Origin of the sequence: Pseudomonas sp. NY15437 (genome assembly GCF_048068435.1) — a bacterium.
Lineage (GTDB): Bacteria > Pseudomonadota > Gammaproteobacteria > Pseudomonadales > Pseudomonadaceae > Pseudomonas > Pseudomonas nitroreducens_B.
Window position 1 is genome coordinate 209476 of sequence record NZ_JBLUQC010000009.1, and the last position, 21342, is coordinate 230817.

Genomic DNA, 21342 nt, shown 5'->3' on the forward strand with positions numbered 1-21342 from the left:
GCGTCTGGAGGGTGGCAGCGGCGCAACGGATCGATCAGGCGTCGCGGCCGTGGGCGGCGTCGCGCAGCTGCGCCGTGTCGACGCGGACGAAAATCGAGTCGCCGACACAGGTCAGCACGTCGCCGGCGTAGACCTCGCAGATGATCCGGCTCTTGCGACCGACCTCGCCCTCGATATGGGCCCTCAAGGTCAGCGGCACGCCCATGGGCGTCGGCTTGATGTACTTGATGCCCAGGTGGCCCGTCACGCAGTCGATGCGCGGCAGGCTGCCCGGCTCGCGGCCCTCGGCGCGGTAGTGGTAGGCCATGGCCGTCCAGTTCGAGTGGCAGTCCACCAGCATGGCGATCAGCCCGCCGTAGACCAGTTCCGGCCAGCCGCAGTACTTGGCGTCGGGCAGGTGCTCGGCGACGACGTGGACGCCGTCCTCGTGCCAGCGGCTCTTGATGTGCAGTCCGTGCGGGTTGCGCCCGCCGCAGCCGTAGCAGACGCCTTCCGGCGCGACAGTGTCTTGCAGTGAGTCCACGTGCATGGTCCTTCCTTTCCACTCGCTTGTGCTGGTCGAACCGGCAGCCTAACGGCATTTGCGCGGTGGCGGAAAGGGGCCGTTCCTTGAGCAGCGGGCGGGGCTGGTCTTAACTCTGCCTGTGGTCCTTCAGCCAATAACGAAAAGATGGGGGAAGCATGAGCGAAGAAACGTCCAACAAGACCAGCGACAGCGTCGTCGATGCCCGCGCCGCATTCATCCTGATCCTGCTGGTGGTCGCCACCGCAGTGTTCTGGGTCAGCCACCAGTGACAGCGGTGCCGGCGGGTCGCCCTGCGGCCCGCCCGGTACCTCACCCTTGCCGGTGCGCTACAGCCCGGCGAAGTGCAGCACCAGCTGCACCAGCCCATAGAGCAGCAGCACGAAGACCAGGGTGAATAAAATGCCCATGGCAATGAAATGGCTGGGCTTGCCGTGGGTGAAGTCGCGCGTGCGGTTGCGCCCGCTCTGTACGCCGAAGGCCGCGGCCAGCACGCTGTGCAGCATCTGCCAGAAGGTTGGCGGCTTATTCTGTTGCTCGTCCATCGTTCGTCCTCCCTTTGCATCCCATCCTAGACCCTAGAGCTCGATTTGCGTCCATTGGCGCTTCTGCCACATCACCGCGAAGATCGCCGAAGCCAGCCCGCGCTGCAGAATCTGCATGCTCCAGATCGCCAGCAGCCCGCCGCCCAGCACGGGGCCGACCAGATAGGCCAGCGGCAGGAAGAACAGCCACTGGTTGCCCAGGCTCACCGCCATCACCGTGCGCACGGCGCCGGCGCCCAGCAGCGCCTGGGTCAGGACCAGCGCGGTGGCGTCGATCACCATGCCCATGCCGGTCAGCATCAGCGGCACTCGACCCAGCTCGATCAGCGCAGGATCACTGACGAACAGCCGCAGGATGGCCTCCGGGAACAGCCAGAACGGCGCGCCCAGCAGAGCCAGGCCGCAGGCCGCCACCTTGACCACGTCCCAGCCCCAGCGGTGCGCACTGTCGAAATCGCGCTCGCCCATGCTCTGGCTGACCAGCGTCGTGGCCGCCATGCCCAGGCCGACGCCGGGGAGGATCAGGAACAGCGCCAGGTTGATCAGCACATGGGCGACCGCCAGTTCGCGGGTGCCGACCTGGGCGATGATCCAGAACAGCAAGGTGATGCCGGCGGCGAAGAAGAACTGCTGCAGCGAGTTGGGCAGCGATAGGCGCAGCAGGGTGCGGATATCCCGCTCGCTGGGCAGGCGCGGGCGGAAACCCTGGGCGCGGGCGTCGCGCCAGGTGATCCAGGCGTAGATCGCCGAGCCCAGGAACAACGCCAGCGTGGTGCCCAGGCCGCTGCCCACCGCGCCCATCCGTGGCAGGCCGAACAGGCCGTGGATCAGGCTGTAGCTGATGGCCGCGTTGGCCAGGTGCATCACCACCAGGGTGCGCATGTACATGCCCGAGCGCCGGGTGCCGTTCCAGTAGCCGCGGAAGGAGAAGTTCAGACCCACGGCGAGCACCGACAGCGCCCGCCATTCGAAATAGGGGATGCCGACCGCCAGCACATCCGGGTCGTTGGACAGGGCGCGGAGGATGGGCTCGGCGAACAGCAGGCAGATCAGCGTGATCGGCAGCGACAGGCCCAGCGCGACGAGCAGCCCACCGTTGAGCGGCGCGGCCAGTTGGTCATGGCGGCCCTCGCCCCGTCGACGCGCCACCAGCGCCTGTACTCCGGCGCCCAGGCCCATCACCAGCGAGATGGCGACGAAGTTGGCGTAGCTGCCGATGCCGACCCCGGCCAGGGACTTCTCCCCGAGGTGGCCAACCATCGCCGCGTCCACCAGATTGAGCAGGCTCTGACTGAGCATCCCGCCAATGATCGGCAGGCCCAGGCTGAGAATGTTCTGGAACCGCTGGCGCTCTAGCATGGCGTCTCTGGGCAGTGAGCTCCGGCCTGTTGTGGGTGTCCGCGGACCCGCGCCGGTGGGGCGCCGCTGGGGGAAATCCTAGCTGAAGGGACGAGGCTCCGCCGCTTTTAGATCGGAATATGCGTACACCTATTGCGAAGTTGTTCCGGTGATATTTCCGATATTTGTGTGAGGTGCATCACGCTTTTTCGCCTTGGCGAACGAAATCGGCGTACTACGCTGAGACTCACTTGACCAGGGCAAACCTGTGCGAAAGCCAGGGACGCAAAGCCACCGATCTACAGCCCGGAAGGGCCATGACCGCGGGGTTGCCAAGCAGGCCGGACGTTCGTCCGCGCCTTCTGCGAGCGTGCGCTCGGCATCCTCCAACGTCCCGGTGAGCCTCCTGATCAACCCGTGCAGGTTGATGGTGTTTGTTGGCCCAAGGGAGCGCGCCGATGAATCAGCCAGTTCAGTACACCTACGGGTTCGCCCGGATGGCATTGCGCGATCAGGTCGTGTTCAAGTCCATCGTCGGTCTGCTCAGCGGTCGCACCGTGGCGCGCTGGGCCTATGTCGACGGTCCGGCCGACCTGTTGGTCGAGGGCGAGGAGGGCGAGCCGCGGGTGCAACTGCGCACCGCCGAAGGCGAGTCGCTCTGGGTACATTGGCCGCTGCGCGCCAGCGAAATCTTCGACTGCCTGGAGCGCGCCGCCCGCGCCATTGGCCAGCGTCCGGCGCAGCTGCCGGCCGCCGCGCTGCGCCTGAAGCATTGGCCGGCGGCCGCGCTGCTCACCGGCGACCATCGCTACGTGCGCCTGGCCACGCTGCTCTGCGCGCGGACCATGAGCCTGGATGAACTGTGCGAGCGCTCCGGTGTGCCGCGTCAGGTGACGGAAAGCTTCGTTCGCCTGATGGCGGCCCGGGAGATGTTCCTGCCCGGTGAAGCCCTGCCGGCCAAGCCGGTGCCGCACACGGCCGCCCCCGTCGGCCTGCTGGCGCGCATTCGGCGCCACCTTGGCCTGGGCGGTGCTGCGGAGGCTGGCCGATGAAGGAGTACAAGATTCTCTTCACCGGCACCATGGGCGCGGGCAAGACCACCGCCATCGCGGCGATCAGCGATATCGAGCCGATCAGCACCGATGTGCAGAACAACGACCCCAGCGTCGACAAGGCGCGCACCACGGTCGGCCTGGATTACGGCGAAGTGCTGCTCGGTCCGGACGAACGCCTGCGCCTGTACGGTACCCCCGGCCAGGCCCGCTTCGCCTTCATGTGGGGCATCCTCGCCCGCGGTGCGCTGGGGCTGGTGATCCTGATCGACAACTCGCGGCCCGATCCACTGGGCGACCTGCGCGTCTACCTCGACGGCTTCGCCGAGTGCATTGGCCAGGCACCCTGCGTGGTCGGCGTCGGTCGGCTGCCGGGCCATCCTCATCCTGGCCTGGATGACTACGCGGCGGCGCTGGCGCAGGCCGGGTACAGCTTCCCGGTGGTCGAGGTGGATGTCCGCGAAGCCGAACAGGTGCGCCTGCTGCTCGACCTGCTCCTGCTGCAACTGGAATGCACGGCGGCCTGAGGCCTGACGTTCGCCATCGATTGGAGTCGACCATGGAACATGCCCTGATGAGCCTGCCCGACAGGCTGCGCCACGACGCCGAACAGGCACTGGACGAGCTCGGCGCGAGCCTCGGCCGGCTGAGCGCCGCGGTGATCGCCACCACAGACGGCTTCGAAGTGGCCTCCCGCGCCGGCAAGGGACTGGAGGTTTCCAAGCTGGCGGCAATGGCCTGCTCGATCTCCGCCCTCGGCGCCATGGTCGGCCAGGAAAGCGAGGTCGGCCCGCACCAGAACGTGATCGTCGAGGCGAGCGAAGGCTACATCGTCATCGTCGACATCCCACATCCGAGCCACCCGATGATCCTCAACCTGGTGGCCGACCGCGAGGAGATGCTCGGCCAGGTGCTCTACCAGGCCAAACGCACCGCCACGCGGCTGGCGGATCTGTCGCTGGCCGGCTGAGATAACAGGCTCCGCGGCGCGCGCGGCTGCGGGGCCACTACAACAGGACGCGCACTCAAGGAGTAATCGCTATGGCAGCACTGCAACAATCGCTGGACGAACTGCTGAACCTGGATGGTGCCCTGGCGTCGGCCGTGGTGGATGCCAAGAGCGGCATGCTGCTCGGGCAGGCGGGCGGCGGCGTGGACCTGGAACTGGCGGCCGCGGGCAACACCGAGGTGGTCCGCGCCAAGCTCAAGACCATGAAGTCGCTGGCGCTCAACGACGTGATCGAGGACATCCTCATCACCCTGGGCCGCCAGTACCACATCATCCGCCCCATGGCGAAGCACGAAGGCGTGTTCATGTACTACGTGCTGGACAAGGTGAAGGCCAACCTGGCACTGGCCCGGCGCAAGCTGCAGGAGGTGGAGGGGCAGATGGCGATCTGAACACGCCGACCGCGAAGGCGGGCGGGGAGGCTCGCCTTCGACGATCACTACTGGCTGGCCCATCGCGGGCCAGCTGCCTTTCAGGCCAGCAACAGTTCGGCCAGTCGCGCGGCATGGCCGCGCAGTTCCGGCACCGCGGTGGCTTCCCAGTGGCTGGCGCGCAGCATCGGGCTCAGCAGGAAGAGGTGGGGGTTGGCCTTGCCGTGGGCGTCCAGCAGGCGGAATGCGCTGTCGGTGTCCAGCCCCAGGCCTTGCCGGTCCTGGCGGATGACGCCGCGATCAAGCAGGCCGCACAGCAGCGGCTCGTTCACGGTGCGCAGGTTGGTGCAGGGGCCGGTGCAGTTGATCAGGTAATCGACGCGCTGCTGTTGCGAATGCCTGGCGCCGCGTGGGCGAATGTCCAGTTCGATGCCGTTTTCTGCCGCCTTGGCGGCCAGCACTCGGCCAGCCTGCACGCGCAATTGGCCGCTGTTGCGCAAGTCGTCGATACGCTTGGCCACCGGCGGCGCGGCACGGTGCCGATGGACATCCCAGTAGGTTTGCAGATGGCGCAGGAAGCGGCCGCGCTCGGCGTCGTTCAGCGATTGCCAGAGCTGCGGGGTGACTGGGCGCAGCGCGGCGACCACGTCGCGCCAGTCGTGGCCATCTTCGGCTGCCTGGCGGATCAACCGGCGCAAGCCACGCAGCCGCTCGTTCAGGCCCATCTCCCGAAGGAAGGCCTGCGGCAGATCGGGCAGTACAGGATGGCTGGCGTTATCGCGGTGTGCCTGGGGCAGCAACGCGCGGCGCGACAGCGCCAACAGAGGGCCGCGGTGCCCCTGGTCCTGGAGGGCGAGGGCCATGTCGTACATGGTCAACCCGGTGCCCAGCAGCAGCACATTGGCATGCGGGGGGATGCGTTCCAGGGCGCCAGGTGCCCAGGGGTCGCGCAGATAACGCGGGTCATCCTCGAGCACCTTGAGCGGGCCGGGGGTGGCCGGTGCGAAGTTGCCCGTGGCGATGATCACGTTCTGGCTGTCCAGCGGCTGGCCGTCGTCGAGCAGCAGGCGCAGGTGATCACCATGCTCGGTCAGTTCCAGCACCTGCTGGCAGAGGCTGCTGAAGCGCACCCCCGGTGCGGCTTCGGCGATGGCGTGGCCGAGGCGGTCCTGGAGGTAGTCACCGTAGAAACGGCGCGGCAGGAAGTCGCCGGGTTTCGCCTCGGGCATCTGCTTGCGGGCGAATTCGAGAAAATCCGAGGGCTGGTCCGGGAACAGGCTCATGCGCTCGGCCGGCACATTGAGGATATGGCTCACGGAGCGGGTGCCGTAGGCCAGGCCGCGGGCGAGGCGCCCTGAGCGATTGATCAGGCTGAGGCGCAACGGCCCCTTGGCGCTGCGCAGCAACTGGATGGCCAGTGCCGTGCCGCAGAATCCGCTGCCGATGATGGCGATGTGTTCCATGCAACCTGCTCCGTGTTTGAACCGACGCAGGGTCGCAGAGCAGGGGCCTGCTGACAACAGTGGCGAAACGACGCTGTTGACTTCGCCCGGCTCGGCGTTGCGCCGCGCCGGGTGAATGACCGCTTACTCGAACAGGCCGTGCCAGCAGTCGCTCAGCTCGCCCAGTTCGAAGGACTTGGCCCAGGACTGCTTTTCCAGCCACAGGCGGGTGGTTTCGCGGTCGGCTTCGGTGAGGCTGCCGACGGCGTTCAGGCACAGGTAGCCGGTGAATTCGCCCTCTTCGGTGGCGCCGCCGACGAAGACCCAGCCCTCGGACTCGACGAAGGCGATCCACTGGTCGAGCACGTCGTCCAGATCGCCGGTGTAGTTCACTTCCAGGCTGAAGCCGAATTCCTGGAACTCGCCCAGGCGCAGCTTCTTGAGGAGGCGGCGCTTGCGCGGTTTGGCCATCTGTTCGGGGGTGAGGTATTTCATCTGTCTTTCTCTCGTCAGGGGAAGGCCGGCAGGTGGCCGGGCTTCAATCCGTGGTGTCCCGGGTGATACGCACATCGGCGAACCATAGCTTGCGCCAGCGTTCCTTGCGCTCATTCAGCGGCAATTGGCGTGGCGAGGCCGGTTGGGGCGCGCCCAGGGTGGCGGGATTATCCAGTATCTGGACGTTGAGTGCAGCGTAGGTTTTCCCGGCGTCCTCCCAGAGCGCGGCAGTCAGCACGCCGCAGCGGCGGCACAGAAGGAATTCGACGGTGCCGCTGCCCTGGCGATAGCGCAGCGAGTCAGCGGCCGACCGGCAGTGGATGGCTAGTTGGCCTTGCGCGTCGGAAATGTAGGCGGCGCCGTGTTTGCGGCAGAAATCGCAGTCGCAGGCTCGCGGGGTGTAGTCGGCTGGATCGTGGCTGAGTTCGGTGCGGACAGCCAGGCTGCCGCAGTGGCAGCTTCCTTGAAGCAGAGGGTTCATGCGGCGGGCTCCGGTATTGACTCGCCCGGAGCTTGCTCCCTGGCACCGCGCCGGGCAAGCCCGGTCGCGGCATCAGGGGAGGGGCTTAGTTGTCGTAGCCCAGGTTCGGCGACAGCCAGCGTTCGCTGGTGCTGATTTCCTGGTCCTTGCGCGCGCTGTAGCGTTCGATCTGGTCCTTGTCGACCTTGCCCACGGCGAAATACTGGGCCTGCGGGTGAGCGAAGTACCAGCCGCTGACGGCGGCGGCGGGGAACATGGCGTAGTGCTCGGTCAGCGTCACACCGGAGACGCCCGTGGGATCGAGCAGCTTGAACAGCGTGCCTTTCTCGGTGTGGTCCGGGCAGGCCGGGTAGCCGGGCGCCGGGCGAATGCCGACGTACTGCTCCTTGATCAGCGCCTCGTTGTCCAGGTGCTCCTCGGGCTGGTAACCCCAGTATTCCTTGCGCACGCGCTCGTGCAGCCATTCTGCGCAGGCTTCGGCAAGGCGATCGGCCAGGGCCTTGACCATGATCGCACTGTAGTCGTCGCCCTTGGTCTCGTAGGCCTTGGCGACTTCCTCGGCGCCGATGCCGGCGGTGGTGATGAAGCCGCCGACATAGTCCTTCACACCGCTGTCTTTCGGCGCGACGAAGTCGGCCAGGCTGAAGTTCGGCTTGCCGTCGGGCTTGATGGTCTGCTGGCGCAGGTGGTGCAGGGTGGCCAGCTTGTGGCCGTCGTCGCCGTAGACTTCCAGGTCGTCGTGGTGCACCTGGTTGGCCGGCCAGAAGCCGAAGACCGCCTTGGCGCGGATGAGCTTCTCGTCGATCAGCTTCTTCAGCATCGCCTGGGCGTCGTTGAACAGGCTGGTGGCCGCCTCGCCGACGACTTCGTCGGTGAGGATGCGCGGGTACTTGCCGGCCAGGTCCCAGGAGATGAAGAAGGGCGTCCAGTCGATGTACTCCGCCAGCACGTTCAGGTCGATGTCGTCCAGCACCTTCACGCCGGTAAAGCTCGGCACGGGCGGCTGGTAGCCGGCCCAGTCGAACTGCGGCTTGGCGGCGATGGCCTGCTCGTAGCTCAGGCGTTCGGTACGCGCGCTGCGGTTGGCGGTGCGCTCGCGCACCTCCGCGTATTCCTCGCGCAGCTTGCGGGCGTATTCGGGCTTCATTTCCTTGGACAGCAGGGTGGTCGCCACGCCCACCGCGCGCGAGGCGTCGGTGACGTAGACCACCGCGTCGTTGCTGTACTGCGGGTCGATCTTCACCGCGGTGTGCGCCTTGGACGTGGTGGCGCCGCCGATCATCAAGGGCAGATGGAAGTTCTGCCGCTGCATTTCCTTGGCGACGTGGACCATCTCGTCCAGCGACGGAGTGATCAGGCCGGACAGGCCGATGATGTCGCACTTCTCGGCGATGGCGGTCTGCAGGATCTTCTCCGCCGGCACCATCACGCCGAGGTCGACGATGTCGTAGCCGTTGCAGCCCAGCACCACGCCGACGATGTTCTTGCCGATGTCATGGACGTCGCCCTTCACCGTGGCCATGAGGATCTTGCCCTTGGCCTCGGGCTTGTCGCCTTTTTCCGCCTCGATGAAGGGGATCAGGTGGGCCACCGCCTGTTTCATCACGCGGGCGGACTTCACCACCTGCGGGAGGAACATCTTGCCGGCGCCGAACAGGTCGCCGACCACGTTCATGCCGGACATCAGCGGGCCTTCGATGACCTCGATGGGGCGCGCGCATTTCTGCCGGCACTCCTCGGTGTCCTCGACGATCCAGGTGGTGATGCCCTTGACCAGTGCGTGCTCCAGGCGCTTCTCGACGCTATGGCTGCGCCATTCCTCGTCTTCCACTTCCTTGGTGGCGCCGCCGCCCTTGTAGTTGTCGGCGATGGCCAGCAGTGCCTCGGTGGCGTCCGGACTGCGGTTGAGCACCACGTCCTCGACCTTGTCGCGCAGCTCCTGCGGGATCTCGTCGTAGATCTCCAGCTGGCCGGCGTTGACGATGCCCATCGTCAGGCCGTTCTGGATGGCGTAGTAGAGGAACACCGAGTGGATCGCTTCGCGCACCGGGTTGTTGCCGCGGAACGAGAACGACACGTTGGACACCCCGCCCGAGCTCAGCGCGTAGGGGAGGTTGTCGCGGATGTAGGCGCAGGCGTTGATGAAGTCAACTGCGTAGTTGTTGTGTTCCTCGATGCCGGTGGCGACCGCGAAGATGTTCGGGTCGAAGATGATGTCTTCCGGCGGGAAGCCCACTTCGTTGACCAGGATGTCGTAGGAGCGCTGGCAGATTTCTTCCTTGCGCGCCTGGGTGTCGGCCTGGCCGGCTTCGTCGAAGGCCATCACCACCACGGCGGCGCCGTAGCGCTTGCACAGGCGGGCGTGGTGCTTGAACTGCTCGACGCCTTCCTTCATGGAGATGGAGTTGACGATGCCCTTGCCCTGGATGCACTTGAGGCCCGCTTCGATCACTTCCCACTTGGAGGAGTCGATCATGATCGGCACGCGGGAAATGTCCGGTTCGGAGGCGATCAGGTTGAGGAAGGTGACCATGGCCGCCTTCGAATCCAGCATGCCCTCGTCCATGTTGATGTCGATCACCTGGGCGCCGGCTTCCACCTGCTGCTGCGCCACTTCCAGTGCTTCGGCGTAGTTTTCCTCGCGGATCAGGCGGGCGAACTTGGCCGAGCCGGTGATGTTGGTGCGCTCGCCGACGTTCACGAACAGCGAGTTGCGGTCGATGGTGAACGGCTCGAGGCCCGACAGGCGGCAGGCGCGCGGAATCTCGGGGATCGCGCGCGGGGCGTACTTGGCCACGGCCTTGGCGATGGCTTCGATGTGCGGCGGGGTGGTGCCGCAGCAGCCGCCGATGATGTTGAGGAAGCCCGACGCGGCGAACTCCTCGACTACCTCGGCCATCTGTGCCGGGGTCTCGTCGTATTCGCCGAAGGCGTTGGGCAGGCCGGCGTTGGGGTGGGCGGAAACGTGGGTCCCGGCCTTGGTCGCCAGCTCCTCCAGGTACGGGCGCAGCTCTTTCGCGCCCAGGGCGCAGTTCAGGCCGACGGAGATCGGGTTGGCGTGGCGCACCGAGTTCCAGAAGGCTTCGGTGGTCTGCCCCGACAGGGTGCGGCCGGAGGCGTCGGTGATGGTGCCGGAGATCATGATCGGCAGCTCGACGCCCAGTTCTTCATAGACGCCCTGCACGGCGAAGATCGCGGCCTTGGCGTTCAGGGTGTCGAAGATGGTCTCGATCAGGATCAGGTCCGCGCCGCCCTCGATCAGGCCGCGGGTGGCTTCGCTGTAGTTTTCCACCAGCTCGTCGAAGGTGACGTTGCGAAAGCCCGGATCGTTGACGTCCGGGGAGATCGAGCAGGTGCGGCTGGTCGGGCCGAGCACGCCGGCGACGAAGCGCGGCTTGGCCGGATTCTCGGCGGTCTTCGCATCGGCCACTTCACGGGCCAGGCGCGCGCCCTCGACGTTCATCTCGTAGGCCAGCTCTTCCATGCCGTAGTCGGCCTGGGACACGCGGGTGGCGTTGAAGGTGTTGGTCTCGAGGATGTCGGCGCCGGCGTCCAGGTAGGCTTTCTCGATGGCCTGGATGACATCCGGGCGGCTGAGCAGCAGCAGGTCGTTGTTGCCCTTCACGTCGCTCGGCCAGTCGGCGAAGCGCGCGCCACGGTAGTCCTCTTCCTGCAGCTTGTAGCTCTGGATCATGGTGCCCATGCCGCCGTCGAGGATCAGGATGCGCTCCTTGAGGGCTTGCTGAAGGGCTTGCAGGCGTGCGGCACGGTCGATCATTGGAAGTCTCGGAAAAGGGCGTGACGAAAGGTCGCTGATGATAGCAAAGCTGCAGGAAATTTGACCGGCCGCGGTTTTACATGAAGATTTCTCATGTTCAGTCTTTGGTTGGAGCGCATTGCGGCGGCGCTCCCGTTAGAATCCGCTCCATCCTGATGTCCGGAGTCCTTCATGTCCCTGCGAGCCCGCTTCACGTTGCTCATCGCATCCCTGGCGTTTTCGGCGCAGGCCCTGGCGGGAGGACTGTCCTACACCAAGGACATCCAGCCGATCTTCACCGAGAAGTGCGTGGCCTGCCACGCCTGCTACGACTCGCCGTGCCAGCTCAACCTGACCGCCGCCGAAGGCGCGCAGCGCGGGGCGAACAAGCTGCCGGTGTACGACGGCGCGCGAACCAAGGCTCAGGACACGACGCGGCTGTTCCTCGACGCCCACGGTGCGGATGCCTGGCGGCGCAAGGACTTCTGGTCGGTGCTCGATGGCCGTGGCAGCCAGGCGGCGCTGATGGCACGGATGATCGACCTGGGGCACGAGCACCCGTTGGTGCCGAACGCGAAACTCCCCGATGGGCTGGACCTGTCGATCAACCGCGCCAATCAGTGCCCGACGCCTGACAGCATCGATGATTTCGTGGCGAAGAACCCGCGCAGCGGCATGCCGTTTGCCGTCACCGGCCTGACCGATGCGCAGCTCAAAACCATCAAGACCTGGCTGGCCCAGGGCGCGCCGGTGGACGAGCAGGCCTGGCAGCCGGGCCAGGGCGAAGCGGCGCAGATCGACCGCTGGGAGCGCTTCCTCAACCAGCCCGGCGCCCGCCAGAGCCTGGTATCGCGCTGGATCTACGAGCACCTGTACCTCGCCCACCTGTACTTCACCGAGCGCGGCGAGCCGGGGCACTTCTTCCAGCTGGTGCGCTCGCGCACGCCCAGCGGCCAGCCCATCGACCCCATCGCCACGCGGCGGCCCAACGACGATCCGGGCAATACCTTCTATTACCGCCTGTGGCCGATCCAGGGTGTGATCGTGCACAAGACGCACATCACCTATCCGCTCAACGAGGCCCGTCTCAAGCGCAACCAGGAGCTGTTCTATGGCACCGCCTGGGATACCGACAAGGTGCCGGGCTACGGGCTGCAGCACCGCGCCAACCCGTTCGTGACCTTCGAGGCGATCCCGGCGCGGGCGCGCTACCAGTTCATGCTGGACAGCGCCGAGTACTTCGTCCGCACCTTCATCCGCGGGCCGGTCTGCCGCGGACAGATCGCCACCGACGTGATCCGTGACAACTTCTGGGCGCTGTTCCAGGATCCGGACCACGACCTCTACGTCACCGACCCTGACTTCCAGCGCCAGGCCTCGCCGCTGCTGGCGCTGCCGGGGCAGATCGATGACGTGGGCGCGATGCTCTCGCAGTGGCGCGCCTACCGCGACAAGCGCAACCAGTACGAGGAACTGCGCCAGGACGTCTACGACGACGCGCCGGCGCCGACCTGGGCGGACATCTGGGCCGGCAACGACAACGCCGTGCTGAGCATCTTCCGCCAGTACGACAGCGCCTCGGTGCGCAAGGGCCTGATCGGCGGCGTACCGCAGACGATCTGGTGGATGGACTATCCGCTGCTGGAGCGCACCTACTACGGCCTGGTGGTGAACTTCGACGTGTATGGCAACGTCGCCCATCAGGCGCAGACCCGCCTGTATTTCGACCTGATCCGCAATGGCGCGGAGCAGAACTTCCTGCGCCTGATGCCGGTGGCCGCGCGGCAGAAGCTGCTCGACGACTGGTACCAGACCAGCGGCAAGCTGAAGATGTGGGCCGACTACTACACCAACGACAGCGACGCGCCGACCGGGCTGTTCCTGCCGGAGAAGGGCGCCAAGCTGGCCTTTGCCAAACAGTTGCTCAAGCACTACGTGGCGCTCAATGCGCGACCCGACCCGATCAACCTCTGCGAGAACGGCGCCTGCTACCGCAACAACGTCGCCGCGCCGCTGCAGGACGCCGAGCAAGCCTTCAGTCGGCTGGTCAGCCGCCCGGCCGCCGGGCTGCCGGTGATCGACCAGTTCCCCGAGGCGACCATCCTGCGCGTCGAACTTCCGGACGGCCAGCGCGAGATCTACACTGTGCTGCGCAACCGCGCGCACAGCAACGTCGCGTTCATCATGGGCGAATCCATGCGCTACCAGCCCGGCCTGGATACGCTGACCATCTACCCCGGCGTGCTGTCGAGCTACCCGAACTTCATGTTCGACTTCAAGGCCAGCGAGGCCGGCGAGTTCGTCAGTGCGCTGGAACAGGTGAAAACCGCTGCGGACTTCGAGAAGGTCGCCGATCGCTGGGGCATCCGCCGCAGCCACCCGCAGTTCTGGTTCTACTTCCACGACCTGGACGCCTACCTGCGCGAAACCGAGCCGGTGGAGGCGGGCGTGCTGGACATGAATCGCTACGAGAACCTGTGACCGTCGCGCGCTCTGCAGGAACGGGCCACGCCCGTGATCGCGGGCATGGCCCGCACCTACAGGTCAGCTCTGGGATTTCAGTTCGCGTAGGAGCGGACCTTGTCCGCGAAATCCACGGCGCTGGCGCCGAGGGTTCAGGTGTAGGCCGAGGCATACCCAAGCGCCGGCGTTGCGCTGTAAGAGCGGGCCATGCCCGCGATCGCGCGCATGGCGCGCTCCTGCAGGTCAGCTCCAGTGTTCCGCGGACTTTGTCCGCGATCGGCCTCCCCCTTGCCAATGCGCACGGTGTGGGCGCGTCGGGCGCCGGCCTTGCCGACGGATAGCGGGCATGGCCCGCTCCTGCAAAAGCGCACCGCCCAGCTGCGAATTATTCCTACTAAATCAGTAGGGCTTTATCCTTCACCCCCGGATGGCGTAAACTGGCGCCACGTTTGCGAGGAGTTGCCATGAGCGCTATCACCATTACCGAAGCCGCACAGGATTACCTGGCCGAGCTGTTGTCCAAGCAGGACACCCCCGGCATCGGCATTCGCATCTTCATCACCCAGCCGGGCACCCAGTACGCCGAAACCTGCATCGCCTACTGCAAGCCGGGCGAGCAGAAGCCGGAAGACACCCCGGTCGGCCTGAAGGATTTCACTGCCTACATCGACGCGATCAGCGAGCCGTTCCTGGAGGACGCCATCGTCGATTACGCCACCGACCGCATGGGCGGCCAGCTGACCATCAAGGCGCCCAACGCCAAGGTGCCGATGGTCAACGAAGACAGCCCGATCACCGAGCGCATCAACTACTACCTGCAGACCGAGATCAACCCCGGTCTGGCCAGCCATGGCGGCCAGGTGAGCCTGGTGGACGTGGTCGAGGACAACATCGCCGTGCTGCGTTTCGGCGGTGGTTGCCAGGGCTGCGGCGCGGTCGAGATGACCCTCAAGGATGGCGTCGAGAAGACCCTGATCGAGCGCATCCCGGAGCTGAAAGGCGTTCGTGACGTGACCGACCACAGCAACCGCGAGAACGCCTACTACTGAGTGGGCGCACGCGCTGCGAAAAGGCGACCTGCGGGTCGCCTTTTTTGTGGGCGCTCGTTGCTCGCGGCAGCGCTGGGTTCTGCCTGTCGTGTGGGGGCTGTTCGGCGCGAGTCGGGCCTATCGCGGACGGAGTCCGCTCCTACGTGGAGATCCACCGCCGCGCGTCCCTGTAGGAGCGGGCCATGCCCGCGATCCGCCGGCAGTGCCGGCGCTTGGCCTGCGCGGCAAACGTTCTTTTCCATCCGGACTAAATTCGCGAGCAAGCTCGCTCCTACGAAGAGCCCCGAAACCAACCTGTAGGAGCGGGCCATGCCCGCGATCCGCCGGCAGCGCCGGCGCTTGGCCTGCGCGGCAAACGTTTTTCTCCATCCGGACTAAATTCGCGAGCAAGCTCGCTCCTACAAAGAGCCCCGAAACCAACCTGTAGGAGCGAGCTTGCTCGCGAACCACCATCGGTGCCGACGCCCAGAAGGGACATTGGCGCGGCCGTGATGCCTGGGAAGCTCCCGCTGAGAATTTCGCGGACAAGGTCCGCTCCTACGGGAGACTCTGCATCAGCGCGAGAGCGCCACGCTCAGCCCTGGCACCCGGCCGGGTTGTGCACCCGCTGAGTCGAGGCCGGATTAGCCGCGAGCTTCTGCAACGGGCGGCGCGGGCGGGGCACCAGTTCGCCGCCGCAGTTCGGGCACCGGCCGTGCAGCACCTGCTCGGCACAGTCGCGGCAGAAGGTGCACTCGAAGCTGCAGATCAGGGCGTCGGCACTGTCGCCGGGCAGGTCGCGGTCACAGCATTCGCAGCCGGGGCGGAGTTCGAGCATGGCAATGTCCTTTGGTGTGTTGGGATGAATGTCAGTGCTGGCCGAAGCGCTCGGCGTATTCCTGCGGGCTGATCGCCAGGTGCTTGTGAAAGGTCCGCCGCAGGTTTTCCGGATGACCGAAGCCGCACAGCCGCGACACCGTGCTGATCGACGCCTGGGCGTCCTGCAGCAGCGCGCGCGCCGCCTCCAGGCGCACCCGTTCGACATAGCGGCCGGGCCCCATACCCAGTTCGGCGATGAAGACCCGCGAGAGCGTGCGCGGGCTCATGCAGGCTTGTTCGGCCAGAGCTTCCAGCGACAGGTCGTTGCCCAGGTGCGCCGGAATCCACTCCAGCAGCGCCGCCAGGCGCGGCGTGCGGGTCGGCTCGGGGGTGAGCCAGTGGCTGAACTGCGCCTGCCCGCCCGGGCGCTTGAGGAACATCACCAGGCGCCGCGCGACGGCCAGCGCCAGGGCGCGGCCCAGGTCGGCCTCTACCAGCGCCAGGGCGAGGTCGATGCCGGCGGTGACCCCCGCCGAGGTGAACACATGGTCGTCGCCGTCGCGGCGCTGCGGATCGTAGGTGTGCAGCCGATCACCCTGCACGAGCACTTCCGGGAAGCCGGCGCAGAGCGCATCGACGTCCGCCCAGTGCGTGGTGGCCGGGCGCCCGTCGAGCACCCCGGCGGCCGCCAGGATCAGTGCCCCGGAGCACACCGAGCCGAGCCGGCGCATCTGGGGTTCGGCAGCGGCCAGCCAGTGCAGCAGCTCGGTATTCTCGCACTGCGCCGGCACGCCGATCCCGCCGGGCACCAGCAGGGTATCCAGGCTGGACGGATCGACGTCGCGCCAGGCCTGGTCGGCGCAGATGCGGATGCCGGCCGAGGTCGCCACCGGCCCGGCCTGTTCGCCGAGCACCAGCAGCTCGTAGCACGGCGCCAGGCCCTGGCGCTGGCGTTCGACGTTGGCAGAGGCGAACACCTGCAACGGCCCGGTGATATCCAGGCTCATGACCTCGGCGTAGAGCAGGCAGGCGATGCGGCGGGGAGATTCCATGGCGAGACTCGTTGATTGGACGTCACGAGTGTGGCGGCGAGCGTCGTCGGCGGCAATGTCAGTCACCCCACGGATCCTGCCAGATCAGCGGGCGGCCTCCCTCGGGCCGCCGAGACGGTAGGCGCTCGCATACAGCACCGGCAGCACGATCAGTGTCAGCAGCGTGGCGAAGCCCAGGCCGAACATGATCACCACCGACATGCTCTGGAAGAAGGCGTCCAGCAGCAGCGGCGCAAGGCCCAGGATGGTGGTCAGCGCGGTCAGGCAGATCGGCCGCAGCCTCGCGCAGGCCGCGTTCACCAGCGCCTCGCGGGGTGGCTGGCCGGCTTCGGCGAGGTTGTCGACTTCCTCCAGCAGCACGATGCCGTTGCGCACCAGCATGCCGGACAGGCTCAGCAGCCCCAGCAGCGCCATGAAGCCGAAGGGGATGCCGGTGAGCAGGAAGCCCAGCGTCACGCCGATCATCGCCAGCGGCACGGTCAGCCAGATGAGCAGCGCCTTGCGCGGCGAGGAGAACATCAGCACGGTGATGATGAACATCGCCAGGAAGGCCATCGGCAGGCTGCCGAGCACGCCGTTGCGGGCGTCGCCGGAACTTTCCAGGTCTCCGCCCCAGGCCAGTTCGTAGCCCGGCGGCAGCGGCAGCGCCTCGATCTGCGGGCGCACCCGGCCCAGCAGTTGCGAGGAGGTTTCGCCGCTCTGTGCCAGGACGTCGGCCATCACCGTCAGGGTGCGCTTGCGGTCCTGGCGCAGGATCAGCGGGTCCTCCCACACGCTCTGGAAACCGCCGACCACCTGCTCGATGGGCAGGTAGCGCTGGCTCAACGGGCTCCACAGCATCAGGTCGTTGATCTGCCCGGCGTCGAGGTCGCGTTCGCGCACCACGATCGGCATCTGCCGGGTGCCGTCGCGGTAGATGCCCACCGTCAGGCCGCTGAAGCTCATGCGCAGCAGGCTGTCGAGGTCGCGCTTGTCGATGCCCAGCTCGCGGCCGCGGGCCTCGTTGAACTGCGGGCGCACCAGCAGCGCGCGGGCCTGCCAGTCGTGACTGACGCCGGTGGCCACCGGGTCCGCGGCGAGGAGGTCGGCCGCCTGCGCGCCGAGGCGGCGCAGCTCCTGCGGGTCCGGCCCGGTCAGGCGCACTTCGATGGCGCTGCCGTTGGAGGGGCCGAACATCAGGCGCTTGAGGCCGGTCTGCAGCTGCGGGTAGTGCTCGTCGAGGTAATGCTGCAGGTCGGCGATCAGCCCAGGGATCTGCGCGCGGTTTTCGGTGCGCACCAGCACCTGGGCGTAGTTGGCGTGCTGGCGCTCGGCGCCGTAGGTCAGGATGAAGCGCGGCGCGCCCTGGCCGATGCTGGTCACTGTGCGCTCAACCCCCGGCAGGGCGGTGATGTGCCGGTCGATCTCGGCGGCCAGGTCGCGGGTGTGTTCGATGGCGGTGCCCTGGGGCAGCCACAGGTCGACGAAGAACAGCGGCGTGTTGGCCGGCGGGAAGAGGTTCTGCCGGACCTGGGTGAAGCCCAGCAGGGAAGCGGCCAGCGCCACGGCGAGCACGCCCAGGGTCAGCGCGCGCTGGCGCAGGCAGGCTTCCAGCAGGCCGCGGTAGGCGCGGTACAGCCAGCCGGCGTGGGGCTCGGCGCTGTCGGCCTTCGCCGGCATCTTCTCGAAGGCCCAGCGGGCGAACAGCGGCGCCAGGGTCATGGCGGTGAGCCAGCTGAGCAGCAGCGACACCAGCAGCACGTCGAATAGCGAGCGGCAGTATTCGCCGGTGGAGTCCGAGGACAGGCCGATGGGCGCGAAGGCCAGCACTGCGATCACCGTCGCGCCCAGCAAGGGCAGGGCGGTGAGGCGGACGATATGGCGGATCGCGGCATCGATGCCCTGGCCACGCAGGCGGCCGACCAGCACGCCTTCAACCACCACGATGGCGTTGTCCACCAGCATGCACAGGGAAATGATCAGCGCGCCGAGGCTGATGCGCTGCAGTTCGATACCCAGCAGGTACATCAGCAGCAGGCTGCCCAGCACGTTGAGCGCCAGCACCCCGGCGATCACCAGCCCGCTGCGCAGGCCCATGAACACCAGCAGCGTGCCGACCACAATCGCCAGCGCGGTGACGAAGCTGAGCAGGAAGCCGTTGACCGCCCCGTGTACTTCCACGGCCTGGTCATAGAAGGGGGTCAGCTGCATGCCCGCCGGGCGTTCGCTTTCCAGCTGGTCGAGTCGCTGGTGCACGGCGTCACCGACTTTCACCACGTTCACCTGCGGCGCGAAGGCGATGCCCAGCGCCAGCGCCGGCTTGCCATCGGCGCGCCAGAGGTGGCTGGGCGTGTCGGTAAAGCCGCGCTGCACCGTGGCGATGTAACCCAGGCGGATCAACTGGGCGCTGCCCGGCGCGCTGACCAGCAGGCGCTCCAGCTCGCCGACCTCGGCGAACTCGCCGGTGGGATGCAGGCGGATGCTCTCGCTGCCGACCCGCAGGCTGCCGGCGTCGGACACCACGTTCTGCCGGTTCAGCAGGTCCACCAGGCGTTGCAGCGGCACGCCCATGGCATTCATCTTTTCCCGCGAGACCTGCACCTGCACCTGCTCGGCCTGCAGCCCGGAGACCACCACCTTGCTCACGCCCGGCACCAGCACCAGCTCGCGGCGCAGGTAGTCGGCGTAGTCGCGCAGTTCCTGGTAGCTGTAGCCGTCGCCGGACAGGGACAGCAGGATGCCGTAGACGTCGCCGAAGTCGTCGTTCACCTGCGGCGGCGAAACCCCCGGCGGCAGGTGCGGGGCAAGGTCGTTGACCTTGCGCCGCAGCTCATCCCAGATCTGCGGCAGGTCGCCGGCGCGATACTGCGGCTTCACATTGACGGTGATCTGCGAGAGGCCGGCGCTGGAGATCGAGGTGAGTTTGTCGACGTAGGCCAGCTGCTGGATGGCGTTCTCCAGCGGGTAGGTGACCTCTTCCTCGACCTGCTGCGGCGAGGCCCCGGCGTAGCGGGTGGCGACCACGGCGGTCTTCACGGTGAAGGCTGGGTCTTCCAGGCGGCCTATGTCGAGGATCGCGTAGAGCCCGCCGAGGGCCAGCAGCAGGATGACGATCCCGCTGCCCACCTTGTTGCGGATGAAGTAGCCACTGATGTCCATCACAGCCCCCGTTCGCGCTGCCAGGGGCGCACGCGCTGGCCTTCGCGCAGCTCGGCGGTGCCGGCGGCGACTATCCGCTCGCCCGGCTCCAGCCCGGCAAGCACCTGGATGCCCGCGGCGCCCGGTTGGCCGAGCTCAACCGTGCGGCGCTCGACGTGCAGGTTGTCGCCCTGGCCTTTCACCACCCACACCTGGCTCTGCCCCGGCGCACCGTCGTCGGCGCTGAACACGGCCTCCACCGGGACATAAATAACGGTCCGGGCGTCGCGGCCGAGCTGGGCGAAGTCCACCTCGACGGTGGCGCTCATGCCCGGCAGCAGGGTGACGTCCTGCGGCCGCTGCAGGGTGAGCGTGACGGTGTAGCTCAGGGTTGCCGGATCGGGGCGGGTGCTGTGCTCCTTGTATTGCGCAGGGAACTCGCGGCCGGGCACCCGGGCCAGGCGCACGATGGGCTGGTAGTCGCTGCGCAGGCTGGCGCCGTCGACGCGCTCCAGCAGGCTTTCCGGCAGCTGGAACTGCACGTCGTAGCGGTCGGCCGATTGCAGGACCGCCACCGGCTGCTTGGGCTGCAGCATCTGGTGGTTCTGCACCGGCAACTGGGCGATGACGCCGTCGAAGGGGGCCGTCAGGCGTGCGTAACCGAGTTCCTGGCGGGCCAGTTTCAGCGCGGCCTCGGCGGAGTCCAGCTGGGCCTTGCGCTGGTCCAGCTCGGCACGGGCCACCAGTTGCCGCTCGTTGAGCGTGGCGACGCGCTGGTACTGGGCACGGGCGAGGTTGTAGCTGGCCTCGCGGTCGCGCAGGCGCAGGCGCAGGTCGGCGTCATCCAGTTCGGCGATCAGCTGGCCGCGCTCCACGCGCTGGCCGGTCTTCACCGCCAGGGTCTTGAGATGCCCGGCGAGGCGGAAGGACAGGTCGACCTCATCCGAGGCCACGAGTTGGCCGGGGAACTGGCGCACACCTTCGGCGGCCGCGGCGGGCACGCCCAGGAGCTTCACCGGGCGCACGCTCTCGGCCGGCGCCGGGGGCGTCGGACCGCAACCGGCCAGCAGGCTGGCGAGCAGAAGGCAGGCGGGGGTTTTCACGAAGGATTCCTCGTCGACGAATGGGATGCGACAAGGCTGCGCGCCACCCGGCGGAATCCGCCTGACTTGTATCAAGGGCCGCCGGGCGGCCTTGGGAAAGTTCAGTGACGGTACAGGAATCGTTCAGAAACGGCCTACAAGGAGTCGATCCTCAGACCTTCAGCACGCCGCGAAAGCCGCGCGCGGCGTAGTACGACTGTACCCCGTTGTGATAGGTGAAGACGCGCCCGTAGCGGCGGTCGCCGAACAGCGCACCGTCCAGCTTGCGCATGGAGCCCGGCGTGCGCAGCCAGCTGGAGGTCTTCTGGTCGAAGCTGCCCAACTCCTGCAACTGGCGGTATTGCGCCTCGTCCAGCAGCTCGATGCCGATCTGCGCGGCCAGCTCGGTGGCGCAGCCGGCGGGCTTGTCCTTCTTGCGTGCGTCCAGCGCTTCGCGGTCGTAGCAGAGGCTGCGGCGGCCGGCCGGGGTTTCGGCGGAGCAGTCGAAGAACAGGAGGGCGCCGCTGGCGCTTTCGCGGCCGACCACGTCGGGTTCGCCGCCGGTGGCTTCCATCTGCTCCAGGGCCTTGAGCTTGGCCGGGGCATCTTTCAGGCGCGCCTGGACGTCCGCCCAGTCGATGCCCGGGTGGCGTTCAGGGTGCTGCTCGAAGCGCGTCTGCAGGGTCGCCAGCAGGGCGTCGCGCTGTTTCGCATTCATCGCATCTACTCCGCGCAGGGGAAGCTCAGAGTAAAGCAGGATTTGCCGGG

Annotated in this window: 18 protein-coding genes and 1 riboswitch; of the genes, 6 read left to right on the forward strand and 12 right to left on the reverse strand. The window is 67.1% G+C overall.

The features are described from left to right. Nucleotides 1–34: 34 nt before the first annotated feature. From ACNFIA_RS20840 to ACNFIA_RS20850, 3 genes are all read right to left on the reverse strand, one after another. Nucleotides 35–529, reverse strand: coding sequence for a PaaI family thioesterase (locus tag ACNFIA_RS20840; protein WP_416788274.1), 495 nt, complete (start codon nucleotides 527–529; stop codon nucleotides 35–37). A gap of 323 nt (nucleotides 530–852) precedes the next feature. Continuing rightward, nucleotides 853–1068, reverse strand: a complete 216-nt coding sequence (locus ACNFIA_RS20845) for a DUF2970 domain-containing protein (RefSeq protein WP_416788277.1) — start codon at nucleotides 1066–1068, stop codon at nucleotides 853–855. A 33-nt stretch (nucleotides 1069–1101) separates the two neighbouring features. After that, nucleotides 1102–2427, reverse strand: a complete 1326-nt coding sequence (locus tag ACNFIA_RS20850) for an MATE family efflux transporter (RefSeq protein WP_259754233.1) — start codon at nucleotides 2425–2427, stop codon at nucleotides 1102–1104. Between the two features lie 228 nt (nucleotides 2428–2655). Continuing rightward, a riboswitch (cyclic di-GMP riboswitch) is annotated at nucleotides 2656–2743 on the forward strand. A gap of 121 nt (nucleotides 2744–2864) precedes the next feature. Between ACNFIA_RS20850 and ACNFIA_RS20855 the strand changes: the two genes are divergently transcribed. The 4 genes from ACNFIA_RS20855 to ACNFIA_RS20870 all read left to right on the forward strand — a co-directional run bounded on the left by ACNFIA_RS20855 (nucleotide 2865) and on the right by ACNFIA_RS20870 (nucleotide 4859). Further along, complete coding sequence (locus ACNFIA_RS20855; protein WP_416788281.1) at nucleotides 2865–3458, forward strand: hypothetical protein; 594 nt, start codon at nucleotides 2865–2867, stop codon at nucleotides 3456–3458. Further along, complete coding sequence (locus tag ACNFIA_RS20860) at nucleotides 3455–3985, forward strand: GTP-binding protein (RefSeq protein ID WP_416788283.1); 531 nt, start codon at nucleotides 3455–3457, stop codon at nucleotides 3983–3985. Before ACNFIA_RS20855 ends, ACNFIA_RS20860 begins: the two co-directional genes overlap by 4 nt. 32 nt (nucleotides 3986–4017) lie before the next feature. Beyond that, nucleotides 4018–4428 carry a roadblock/LC7 domain-containing protein gene (locus ACNFIA_RS20865; protein ID WP_259754237.1) on the forward strand — a complete coding sequence of 137 codons (411 nt, stop codon included), beginning with the start codon at nucleotides 4018–4020 and terminating at the stop codon, nucleotides 4426–4428. Between the two features lie 71 nt (nucleotides 4429–4499). Next, the gene (locus ACNFIA_RS20870) at nucleotides 4500–4859 is read left to right on the forward strand and encodes a hypothetical protein (RefSeq protein WP_024763315.1); all 360 of its coding nucleotides are present in this window, start codon (nucleotides 4500–4502) and stop codon (nucleotides 4857–4859) included. 80 nt (nucleotides 4860–4939) lie between these two features. Here ACNFIA_RS20870 and ACNFIA_RS20875 read toward each other — a convergent pair whose 3' ends face one another. The 4 genes from ACNFIA_RS20875 to metH all read right to left on the reverse strand — a co-directional run bounded on the left by ACNFIA_RS20875 (nucleotide 4940) and on the right by metH (nucleotide 11034). Next, complete coding sequence (locus tag ACNFIA_RS20875) at nucleotides 4940–6301, reverse strand: FAD/NAD(P)-binding protein (RefSeq protein WP_416788285.1); 1362 nt, start codon at nucleotides 6299–6301, stop codon at nucleotides 4940–4942. Between the two features lie 123 nt (nucleotides 6302–6424). Further along, nucleotides 6425–6775: a YggL family protein gene (locus tag ACNFIA_RS20880; RefSeq protein WP_259754239.1), complete on the reverse strand. Its 351-nt coding sequence runs from the start codon at nucleotides 6773–6775 to the stop codon at nucleotides 6425–6427. Between the two features lie 43 nt (nucleotides 6776–6818). Next, nucleotides 6819–7256, reverse strand: coding sequence for a GFA family protein (locus ACNFIA_RS20885; RefSeq protein ID WP_259754240.1), 438 nt, complete (start codon nucleotides 7254–7256; stop codon nucleotides 6819–6821). An 85-nt stretch (nucleotides 7257–7341) separates the two neighbouring features. Continuing rightward, nucleotides 7342–11034 (reverse strand): methionine synthase, encoded by a 3693-nt coding sequence (gene metH / locus ACNFIA_RS20890; protein WP_416788288.1) that lies wholly within the window; start codon nucleotides 11032–11034, stop codon nucleotides 7342–7344. Nucleotides 11035–11205: 171 nt separating this feature from the next. Here metH and ACNFIA_RS20895 point away from each other — a divergent pair, with 171 nt between their 5' ends. Both ACNFIA_RS20895 and nfuA read left to right on the forward strand, forming a co-directional pair. Continuing rightward, nucleotides 11206–13494 carry a fatty acid cis/trans isomerase gene (locus tag ACNFIA_RS20895; RefSeq protein WP_416788290.1) on the forward strand — a complete coding sequence of 763 codons (2289 nt, stop codon included), beginning with the start codon at nucleotides 11206–11208 and terminating at the stop codon, nucleotides 13492–13494. Between the two features lie 446 nt (nucleotides 13495–13940). Then, nucleotides 13941–14525, forward strand: a complete 585-nt coding sequence (gene nfuA / locus ACNFIA_RS20900) for a Fe-S biogenesis protein NfuA (protein WP_259754244.1) — start codon at nucleotides 13941–13943, stop codon at nucleotides 14523–14525. Between the two features lie 574 nt (nucleotides 14526–15099). Here the strand turns inward: nfuA and ACNFIA_RS20905 are convergent. The 5 genes from ACNFIA_RS20905 to ACNFIA_RS20925 form a co-directional block, all read right to left on the reverse strand. Further along, nucleotides 15100–15342 carry a DUF1272 domain-containing protein gene (locus ACNFIA_RS20905; protein WP_259754246.1) on the reverse strand — a complete coding sequence of 81 codons (243 nt, stop codon included), beginning with the start codon at nucleotides 15340–15342 and terminating at the stop codon, nucleotides 15100–15102. Nucleotides 15343–15373: 31 nt separating this feature from the next. Continuing rightward, nucleotides 15374–16375, reverse strand: a complete 1002-nt coding sequence (locus tag ACNFIA_RS20910; protein WP_416788293.1) for a GlxA family transcriptional regulator — start codon at nucleotides 16373–16375, stop codon at nucleotides 15374–15376. Nucleotides 16376–16459: 84 nt separating this feature from the next. Further along, a complete protein-coding gene (locus ACNFIA_RS20915) occupies nucleotides 16460–19513 on the reverse strand; it encodes an efflux RND transporter permease subunit (protein ID WP_416788295.1) in 3054 nt (1017 codons plus the stop codon). Beyond that, nucleotides 19513–20595: an efflux RND transporter periplasmic adaptor subunit gene (locus tag ACNFIA_RS20920; protein ID WP_416788297.1), complete on the reverse strand. Its 1083-nt coding sequence runs from the start codon at nucleotides 20593–20595 to the stop codon at nucleotides 19513–19515. Before ACNFIA_RS20920 ends, ACNFIA_RS20915 begins: the two co-directional genes overlap by 1 nt. 151 nt (nucleotides 20596–20746) lie before the next feature. After that, complete coding sequence (locus tag ACNFIA_RS20925) at nucleotides 20747–21292, reverse strand: DUF4256 domain-containing protein (protein ID WP_416788300.1); 546 nt, start codon at nucleotides 21290–21292, stop codon at nucleotides 20747–20749. Between the last annotated feature and the right edge of the window lie 50 nt (nucleotides 21293–21342).

Coding starts and splice junctions, on each gene's coding strand:
- ACNFIA_RS20840 (WP_416788274.1), bottom strand. CDS start 529: ATGCACGTGGACTCACTGCAAGACACTGTCGCGCCGGAAGGCGTCTGC.
- ACNFIA_RS20845 (WP_416788277.1), bottom strand. CDS start 1,068: ATGGACGAGCAACAGAATAAGCCGCCAACCTTCTGGCAGATGCTGCAC.
- ACNFIA_RS20850 (WP_259754233.1), bottom strand. CDS start 2,427: ATGCTAGAGCGCCAGCGGTTCCAGAACATTCTCAGCCTGGGCCTGCCG.
- ACNFIA_RS20855 (WP_416788281.1), top strand. CDS start 2,865: ATGAATCAGCCAGTTCAGTACACCTACGGGTTCGCCCGGATGGCATTG.
- ACNFIA_RS20860 (WP_416788283.1), top strand. CDS start 3,455: ATGAAGGAGTACAAGATTCTCTTCACCGGCACCATGGGCGCGGGCAAG.
- ACNFIA_RS20865 (WP_259754237.1), top strand. CDS start 4,018: ATGGAACATGCCCTGATGAGCCTGCCCGACAGGCTGCGCCACGACGCC.
- ACNFIA_RS20870 (WP_024763315.1), top strand. CDS start 4,500: ATGGCAGCACTGCAACAATCGCTGGACGAACTGCTGAACCTGGATGGT.
- ACNFIA_RS20875 (WP_416788285.1), bottom strand. CDS start 6,301: ATGGAACACATCGCCATCATCGGCAGCGGATTCTGCGGCACGGCACTG.
- ACNFIA_RS20880 (WP_259754239.1), bottom strand. CDS start 6,775: ATGAAATACCTCACCCCCGAACAGATGGCCAAACCGCGCAAGCGCCGC.
- ACNFIA_RS20885 (WP_259754240.1), bottom strand. CDS start 7,256: ATGAACCCTCTGCTTCAAGGAAGCTGCCACTGCGGCAGCCTGGCTGTC.
- metH (WP_416788288.1), bottom strand. CDS start 11,034: ATGATCGACCGTGCCGCACGCCTGCAAGCCCTTCAGCAAGCCCTCAAG.
- ACNFIA_RS20895 (WP_416788290.1), top strand. CDS start 11,206: ATGTCCCTGCGAGCCCGCTTCACGTTGCTCATCGCATCCCTGGCGTTT.
- nfuA (WP_259754244.1), top strand. CDS start 13,941: ATGAGCGCTATCACCATTACCGAAGCCGCACAGGATTACCTGGCCGAG.
- ACNFIA_RS20905 (WP_259754246.1), bottom strand. CDS start 15,342: ATGCTCGAACTCCGCCCCGGCTGCGAATGCTGTGACCGCGACCTGCCC.
- ACNFIA_RS20910 (WP_416788293.1), bottom strand. CDS start 16,375: ATGGAATCTCCCCGCCGCATCGCCTGCCTGCTCTACGCCGAGGTCATG.
- ACNFIA_RS20915 (WP_416788295.1), bottom strand. CDS start 19,513: ATGGACATCAGTGGCTACTTCATCCGCAACAAGGTGGGCAGCGGGATC.
- ACNFIA_RS20925 (WP_416788300.1), bottom strand. CDS start 21,292: ATGAATGCGAAACAGCGCGACGCCCTGCTGGCGACCCTGCAGACGCGC.